The following is a 7,283-nucleotide window of genomic DNA, read 5'->3' on the forward strand; positions in this document are numbered from 1 at the left end:
TTGCAGAATGTCAATAGAAAATATCTGAATATCCGATAAAAAGATTGACAGAGAAAATTTGATGAAATATAATGTGCTTATAAAGGAGGTTCGCTATGAATAAAATAAAAGAATTGCGGAAAGAAAAGAATATAACCGTTGCGGAACTTGCAAAAGAATTAGGCATTTCACAAAGTATGCTTACGAACTATGAAAATGGAAACGGAACGCCGAGAGATGAATCTATATGGGAAAAATTATCACAGATATTCGGCGTGAGTAAAAGCCACGTTATGGGATTAACTACGGATATTGAAACAGCAAATAAGACAAAACAGTTGAAAGTGGTTGTGGATACATCTCAGCCGATCTCAATACAACCGAAGAATCAGACAGACCTTGATGTATTGATAAAACTGGATTTGATAGACAGTGAAGACATGGAAGAAGTGTCAGAATTTCTTGATAAACTGTTGGCACAGGAGAAATATGAGGGACGGAGAGAATCAAACGTTAAATATGTCGTTGAGTAGAAAATGCTTCTCAGCCGACCACTTGCCCAGTCGACCCGCCGCCCTGTTAGGAACCGTCGCACTGGGCATCCTTGCGGAACGTTAGTTTGCGAAAATACGAACAAAAGAATATAAGGAGAGGGAATAGCCGATACTACTTCAAAAGCAGTAATAGAGTGCTATTCTTTTTTATTATATTCAATGGTTGTAGTTCGGAATGGTTTGCTATTATTGTGCAAGTAATAAGTTGGATAATAGAGCTTGATTTCCAAGGTGGTAGGCGTACCATTGATTTTGTTATGTTCATTTTCAATGTCTTTGATTAATCCATCAATTTCCCAACATTTGTAAACAATTACAGTCAATTCAGTATCTCTGGTATCTGCACTGCTAAAGGATATGCTGTTAGTAATATGATAGTCCGGCAGTCTGAGATAATTATAGAGAACGGTCAGTAAACAGAGCATTGTGATTGTTGCTATGATTTTCTTTTTCATGTACATACCTCTTTTGTGTTATTAACAAGGGACTGACTATATAGTACCTCACTATATAGTGAATTACTACATAAAGATTTAATAAATATACTTTATGTAGAGGTGCGGAACATGAATTATGGACATTTAGAATTAAGAATAGAAGAACTGTTACAAGAAAAAGGTATCAGTAAGAATATGATTTGTAAGGAACTCGATATCCCAAGGTCAAATTTCAATAGATATTGCAGAAATGAATTTCAAAGACTGGATGCAAATTTAATCTGTAAACTATGCAACTATTTTGAATGTGAAATTGGTGAGTTAATTCGATATGTAAAAGAATAAAGTGATAAATGGGTATGCGGAAATAAAAAATATTCGCATACCTTTTTAATTGAATATTTTATAAAATGGAATTATACTGTGAATAACATGAAACAGACAAATCAAAGTTTGAAGCGGAGGTATGTATTATGAATATAGGATTTTGGTCGTGTATAATTTTGGTAATACCATTTCTGATTATAGGTGTTTTATTTGCGATTTTTAAGGCAAAAGCAGCAAAATTTGTTTCAGGATTTAATTCATTTTCTAAAGAAGAACAGGCATTGTATGATAAAGCTCATATCTCTCGTGATATAAGAAATCAGTGCTTTATGTGGGCTATTATAATGTTGGCAGGAGCATTATTATCCTGCTTTTTAACCCCATATATAGCTATACCAACCTATATTATTTGGTTAGTTCTGTTTTTTAGAGAAGTCCACTTTGATAATCATAAAGCGTTTGAAAAATATTTATTAAAGTAAATTCAAGTTTGGAGAATTGAGAAAATCGGAAGTTTACAGTGAGGTGAAAGAGGTTGAATTATGTAGAATATGGAAAAGAAAACAGCGATGTAATTATCCTCTTACACGGAGGCGGTTTATCATGGTGGAATTACAAAGAGGTTGCTGAAAGACTTCAAACAGATTATCATGTGGTTTTGCCTATATTAGATGGTCATGCAGGATGTGATAAGCAGTTTACAACGATAGAGAATAATGCTTTGGATATTATAGAATTTGTAAATAGCAAATTGGGCGGTTCTGTTTTAATGATGGGAGGACTATCGCTTGGAGGGCAGATTTTGCTTGAAATTTTATCTCAACGCAAAGATATATGTAAGTATGCAATAGTGGAAAGTGTACTTGTGATACCTTCAAAATTTACATATTCTATGATTAAACCGGCGTTTGGAAGTTGCTATGGCTTAATAAAGTATAAGTGGTTTTCAAAATTGCAATTCAAATCACTACGAATAAAGTCGAATTTGTTTGATGAATATTACAAAGATACTTGTGCTATTAGAAAGAGTGATATGATTGCCTTTTTACAGGAAAACTCAGTATATTCACTAAAAGATGGCATTGGAGAGTGTGAAGCAACCGTTCAAATTTATGTTGGAGAAAAAGAAAAGCAATCAATGAAAAAATCCGCTAAAATCATTCATGAAAAATTGCAGGATAGTTTTATACAAGTTCTTCCTAATATGTATCATGGAGAGTTTTCAATAAACCACGCAAATGATTATGTGAGAAAACTATTAGAAATAGTAAAGCGAAGGTAACTTTCAGTCTTCAGCAGAGACTGAAAGCAATAGAAGATTTGAATTGACCGAGCTCTTTGAGCGAGGGATACTTCTTGTCCGAAGGGAAAGAAGGTGGAACTGAGAAGAATTAAAACAATTTGAAGTTGTGAACTTAGAATTAGAGGTGTTGAAAATGAAAATAATAATTATATTTATTGATTTACTGATGGCAACTGTTCTCTTTTTTGTTGGAAGATTTTTTATCAAATCAAGGAATACAGAAAGAAGTGTGCTGTTTTTATCAGGAGATTATACTGGATTAAACACAGAGAAAATATGCAGAGTTACTGGAAAACGGATTAAGACATGGGCAATGCTCTTTTGTCTTGGCGGTATAATTGATTTTATCAAGCTGGGCGCAGGAATAATAATAGTTTCCGTTTTTTTTATTATCTTACTTGTATTTCATTTGGTTGATATGACTATAAATCGAGACAAGTACCGGGTATAAATTCAAGTTTATCGAATTAAGAAAAACGGAATTTAAGGAGGTGCTTATAAATGAAATTAGTAGATTTAGCAACAGGTTCTGATTGGATAGTGTGGATTGTCTTTGTGATATTTGCTGTATTTTCTATTATTTTACTTTCTGGACACGGGAGTTGGTTTATTTCCGGATATAATACGGCTTCAAAAGAAGAAAAGGAAAAATATGATGAAAAGAAGTTATGCAGAACAATGGGAATTGGAATGTCTATTATAGCAATTCTTGCATTGACAATGGGCTTGCTTGAAAATATTTTGCCTGCATTTTTTGTATATATTGCATTGGGGATTATTTTGGTTGATGTCGTAGTAATTATCATTTTAGAAAATACACTATGCAGAAAGTAACAACTTTTTAGTTTGTATGCGACAAACGTTTGAACACTTTTTGAACACCGCAACCGTGATGAAGTCTTCAAAGCCCCTTTCTATCAGTATTTGAGATTAAGAAAAACGGTTCGATTCCGGTCTGCGGCATTAATTAAAAATGGGAGAAACGTTGAATTTACAGCGTTTCTTTTTTTCGCAACAAAACGGGAGAGCAAAATCCCCATGCCTCCCATCTTTCAGCTCATCCATTCTTATTCTTCAACAGCCCATTTCTCAATCTGTTTCATAAATTTCTCATCTTCTGAAATAACTTTTACCGGCTTCTTATAATCAATTGCCATAAGTCCCAGTAGTCCAAATCGGGTTAATCTTTCTTTGTTTATTGCAAAATTCATAACTCTTCGTTGACACATGTAAGCGATTCGACTACCTGTGTATGCCGTAATCCAAGCTGTATCCTTATCAACTCCGAGTTTCATCAAATTCTTTATACAATTCTGTGGGGTTTTCCATTGCTTCCAGATACACATATGCAGCCTATAACAAATTCTTGCATCTAGTTCTTTACTACAGCTTCCTTCAGATTCCACCTCACAATGGACACCCCCTATATACTTCCTTGTTACCTAGGCGTATTCGGGACTTTCACCCGTTAGAGCGCGCCCATGGCGCGCAAACTACAAAAAGGATGTGCCTTGGCACATCCTTAGATAACTTATTCTATATTCTGCTTACAGAATCAGCTGTTCCAGCTCACTCTTTTCCTGAACTCCTAAAGTTCTCTCTGCGACCTTTCCATCTTTGAATACGAGAAATGTCGGAATTGACATTACCTTATATTCTCTGGCAAGCGCCATCTGCTCATCCACATTCACCTTACCTACCTTTACATCTGTAAGCTCCTGTGCGAGTTCATCAACAACCGGTCCCATTGTCTGGCATGGTCCACACCATGTTGCCCAGAAATCTACCAGTACTGGTTTTTTTGCATTTAATACTTCTTCTTCAAAATTCTCTGTTGTTAAATTGATTACTGACATGATAGACATCCTCCTGTTTCATTATCTTTTTCTTCTTTAAGGGCAGTAAGCCGTTCCTCTACTTTCTGGATCGTGATTCTTTCCAGATAATCATTACAGCTCCTGTTCATCCCTGTTACAAGTTCGTCCATAACTACAGACATCCCACTTGCAACCAAACACTTTTTATCCGGGTTTCCTGAACGCCAGGATGCTTTTACAAGCGTATTCTCCAGCGCATCACTGATCTGCCTCAGCGTAATATCCGAATTTGCTTTTGCGATCCGGTAACCGCCTCCCATGCCTTCTCTTGTCTCGATCAGACCGGCTTTTTTTAGTTTTCCCATCACTCTGCGTATGCATACAGGATTTGTACATACATTATCTGCGAGTTCTTCACTTGCGATAGTAGCATTGCTGCGATCCAGAAATACAAGTGCATGAACCGCTATTGCAAATTCACTTGTCACGCTTCTCCCCTCATTTCTTATATGTTGAACTGTAATTTTTTTAATTACAGTTTATACTGTAACAATATCACATACAGTTTGCCATGTCAACCTCTTTGTCTGGATTTTGTTATGATTTTTTATCTCTGTTGACATTTGCGAGGAAATATGATAGTTTTTTTGTGAAAATTTTATTTATGAGGATTATCTGCTATGAATAAATTATTACATAACAATACACTTTTTACACTCACACTACTTGGCATCGCGACCGCACTTGCCTTTCTTTTTTTCTCATTCGTTTCTGAAAATACTGCAAACATCGCATTACTTTATATTATTGCCCAAATCTTGATTGCACGATATACGAACGGATACCTGCACGGGCTCTTTTCTTCTGTTTTCTCCGTAATTTGTATCAATTTCTTCTTTACCTATCCGTTTTTCCGACTGAATTTCACATTGAGCGGCTATCCGGTCACATTTATCGGAATGTTGATCATTACATTGCTCACCACAGCAACCACTTCCTCTCTTCTGTCTGATGATTCCATCTTATCAGATGCAGAAAAAAGAGAACTTCTTGAAAATATTGAAAATGACTCCAGCTGGCTCCTCAATATGGTTGAAAATCTTCTCAGTGTAACAAGACTCCGGAGCTTACCGTCACTGATCATTCAGACCACGTAACCTTCTGTGTCAAAGATTTCGGACATGGTCTGAACCCGGACGTTATTCCGGATATTTTCAGTGGCATCTGCCACAATACTGGTTCCGTTGACTCCCACAAGGGTATGGGAATCGGCTTATCAATCTGCAAAACGATCATTGACGCACACAATGGTTATATCGAAGCCAAAAACCACACCAATGGTGCTTTATTTCTGTTTACATTACCAAAAGAAGAGGAGGAAAACATTCCATGCAGCCAAAAGTAAATATCCTTTTTATAGAAGACGAACAAAATATCCTTACTTTTGTTACAAAGCTGTTATATGGGCACAATTATAAAGTAACAACCGCCATAACCGGTACTGAAGGTCTTCAGCTGATAAATTCTATCTGTCCAGATCTCATTCTCCTTGATCTTGGGCTCCCGGATATGGATGGTCAGACAATCATCCGGCAGGTTCGTGAATGGTCCGACTGTCCAATCATCGTCATCTCTGCCCGTACAAATGAACATGAAAAGGTAAAAGCTCTCGATCTTGGCGCGGATGATTATATCACCAAGCCATTCGGTTCCGCCGAACTCCTTGCACGTATCCGCACCTCACTCAGACACAGTACCCGGATGAATACCTCTTCAGATCAACTCTTCCACCCTTACAAATGTGGTGAGCTAATACTCGATTTTGAAAAACGTACCCTGACTATCAGTGGAAATATCGTTCATTTGACTCCAATCTCTTTTCAAATTACATATTTTCTCATAAAATGACTTTATTAAAAGAAATACAAAGAACTGGAGTGAGAGAGGCATGAATATTGGAATGTTACTTTTGATTTTAATTGGAGGATTTGCAGGTCTTTTTTCTACACTTTATATTTGTATCAGTCTTCCATTCACCATTATATGGAAGATTTATCGCCGGGTTGCAAAAGACATCCCGATTATGAAATAGCTGTTTCGTTTAACATCCTAATTCCAAATAAGAATGCCGGAGTAATGCTCCGGCATTCGTCATCTTTATTTTATTATTTTTTGTCTTTATTTGTAAGATTACACATTACAATTGCTACCATCACAAGAATAATCCCGAATATTTCTCCTGCTGATAAGGTTTCTTTATATAGTATTACACCAATCAAGGCAGCTGCAACTGGCTCAACTGATGCAAAAATAGAAGCTTTTCCATTATCTAAATTTTTAAGACCGGCAGTATACAGGCAAAATGCAAGCACTGTACTTAAAAAACCAAATTTCAAACTTGCGAACAAAAATTCCCATGCTTCCCCAAAATATCCCTGCCAGAATTACCATTCCTGATGCAAGTTTTTCATTATCCTGCCTCCTTATATCCAAAAAGGATGATAACGCAACAAGCATTGTTACGCAATCACCCTTGAAATACTGTTTTTACGATAATACAAATATGCAGAGCTGTCCAGCCTAAATCAGACTGAATCTTTTATTATATTTAAATTTGACCGACTCCACCTATGGTGTCCGGATAAATATCATCGATACAGTTCCTTCGGAATTTCCTATGAAATGAAAAAAACTGTAAGCAATCGCTTACAGTTTTCAACTCCCCGAGTTGGGTTCGAACCAACGACCCTTCGGTTAACAGCCGAATGCTCTACCGCTGAGCTATCGAGGAATATTAAAGATACTTTCATGTACCTTCAAAACCACATACAAATTTAAATCTTTACTCCATCCATTCTTCCTTACC

The 7,283-nt window shown here is 36.3% G+C and carries 14 protein-coding genes, 1 tRNA gene and 1 pseudogene; 10 read left to right on the forward strand and 6 right to left on the reverse strand.

All coding sequences use genetic code 11. From position 1 onward, the window contains the following. Positions 1 to 95: 95 nt before the first annotated feature. A complete protein-coding gene (locus PGY05_RS16175; RefSeq protein ID WP_005424130.1) occupies positions 96 to 512 on the forward strand; it encodes a helix-turn-helix domain-containing protein in 417 nt (138 codons plus the stop codon). Between the two features lie 158 nt (positions 513 to 670). On the opposite strand, the gene PGY05_RS16180 is transcribed toward PGY05_RS16175, so the two are convergent. Further along, a complete protein-coding gene (locus tag PGY05_RS16180; RefSeq protein WP_040015282.1) occupies positions 671 to 988 on the reverse strand; it encodes a hypothetical protein in 318 nt (105 codons plus the stop codon). Between the two features lie 111 nt (positions 989 to 1,099). On the opposite strand from PGY05_RS16180, the gene PGY05_RS16185 reads away from it, so the two are divergent. From PGY05_RS16185 to PGY05_RS16205, 5 genes are all read left to right on the forward strand, one after another. Beyond that, positions 1,100 to 1,315 (forward strand): helix-turn-helix domain-containing protein, encoded by a 216-nt coding sequence (locus PGY05_RS16185; protein ID WP_004845965.1) that lies wholly within the window; start codon positions 1,100 to 1,102, stop codon positions 1,313 to 1,315. Between the two features lie 128 nt (positions 1,316 to 1,443). Continuing rightward, positions 1,444 to 1,779, forward strand: a complete 336-nt coding sequence (locus tag PGY05_RS16190; RefSeq protein WP_117455468.1) for a DUF3784 domain-containing protein — start codon at positions 1,444 to 1,446, stop codon at positions 1,777 to 1,779. Positions 1,780 to 1,832: 53 nt separating this feature from the next. Beyond that, positions 1,833 to 2,579, forward strand: a complete 747-nt coding sequence (locus PGY05_RS16195) for an alpha/beta fold hydrolase (RefSeq protein WP_117455466.1) — start codon at positions 1,833 to 1,835, stop codon at positions 2,577 to 2,579. Positions 2,580 to 2,733: 154 nt separating this feature from the next. Further along, positions 2,734 to 3,051, forward strand: coding sequence for a hypothetical protein (locus PGY05_RS16200; protein ID WP_005611085.1), 318 nt, complete (start codon positions 2,734 to 2,736; stop codon positions 3,049 to 3,051). A gap of 50 nt (positions 3,052 to 3,101) precedes the next feature. Further along, positions 3,102 to 3,434 (forward strand): DUF3784 domain-containing protein, encoded by a 333-nt coding sequence (locus PGY05_RS16205; RefSeq protein ID WP_117455464.1) that lies wholly within the window; start codon positions 3,102 to 3,104, stop codon positions 3,432 to 3,434. 233 nt (positions 3,435 to 3,667) lie between these two features. On the opposite strand, the gene PGY05_RS16210 is transcribed toward PGY05_RS16205, so the two are convergent. The 3 genes from PGY05_RS16210 to PGY05_RS16220 all read right to left on the reverse strand — a co-directional run bounded on the left by PGY05_RS16210 (position 3,668) and on the right by PGY05_RS16220 (position 4,905). Next, the gene (locus PGY05_RS16210) at positions 3,668 to 3,811 is read right to left on the reverse strand and encodes a hypothetical protein (protein ID WP_156333063.1); all 144 of its coding nucleotides are present in this window, start codon (positions 3,809 to 3,811) and stop codon (positions 3,668 to 3,670) included. A 336-nt stretch (positions 3,812 to 4,147) separates the two neighbouring features. Then, positions 4,148 to 4,456 (reverse strand): thioredoxin, encoded by a 309-nt coding sequence (gene trxA, locus PGY05_RS16215; RefSeq protein ID WP_270476330.1) that lies wholly within the window; start codon positions 4,454 to 4,456, stop codon positions 4,148 to 4,150. Then, positions 4,447 to 4,905, reverse strand: coding sequence for an RrF2 family transcriptional regulator (locus PGY05_RS16220; RefSeq protein WP_055247597.1), 459 nt, complete (start codon positions 4,903 to 4,905; stop codon positions 4,447 to 4,449). The genes trxA and PGY05_RS16220 overlap by 10 nt, the downstream gene beginning before the upstream one ends. A 192-nt stretch (positions 4,906 to 5,097) precedes the next feature. On the opposite strand from PGY05_RS16220, the gene PGY05_RS16225 reads away from it, so the two are divergent. From PGY05_RS16225 to PGY05_RS16235, 4 genes and pseudogenes are all read left to right on the forward strand, one after another. Continuing rightward, positions 5,098 to 5,574 (forward strand): DUF4118 domain-containing protein, encoded by a 477-nt coding sequence (locus tag PGY05_RS16225; protein WP_330673039.1) that lies wholly within the window; start codon positions 5,098 to 5,100, stop codon positions 5,572 to 5,574. Positions 5,575 to 5,600: 26 nt separating this feature from the next. Next, positions 5,601 to 5,822: pseudogene (locus tag PGY05_RS16740) on the forward strand (ATP-binding protein); the annotation flags it as partial. Then, positions 5,807 to 6,325: a response regulator transcription factor gene (locus tag PGY05_RS16230; RefSeq protein WP_055156012.1), complete on the forward strand. Its 519-nt coding sequence runs from the start codon at positions 5,807 to 5,809 to the stop codon at positions 6,323 to 6,325. The pseudogene PGY05_RS16740 and the gene PGY05_RS16230, both read left to right, overlap by 16 nt. A gap of 40 nt (positions 6,326 to 6,365) precedes the next feature. Then, complete coding sequence (locus PGY05_RS16235; protein WP_173690807.1) at positions 6,366 to 6,509, forward strand: hypothetical protein; 144 nt, start codon at positions 6,366 to 6,368, stop codon at positions 6,507 to 6,509. A 73-nt stretch (positions 6,510 to 6,582) separates the two neighbouring features. Here PGY05_RS16235 and PGY05_RS16240 read toward each other — a convergent pair whose 3' ends face one another. After that, on the reverse strand, positions 6,583 to 6,825 hold the full coding sequence (locus PGY05_RS16240) for an EamA family transporter (RefSeq protein ID WP_270476331.1): 243 nt from the start codon (positions 6,823 to 6,825) through the stop codon (positions 6,583 to 6,585). Between the two features lie 311 nt (positions 6,826 to 7,136). Beyond that, a tRNA-Asn gene (locus PGY05_RS16245) sits at positions 7,137 to 7,208 on the reverse strand. Positions 7,209 to 7,283: the final 75 nt, after the last annotated feature.

This window comes from Coprococcus sp. AF51-11b1, assembly GCF_027682785.1.
Lineage (GTDB): Bacteria > Bacillota > Clostridia > Lachnospirales > Lachnospiraceae > Allocoprococcus > Allocoprococcus comes.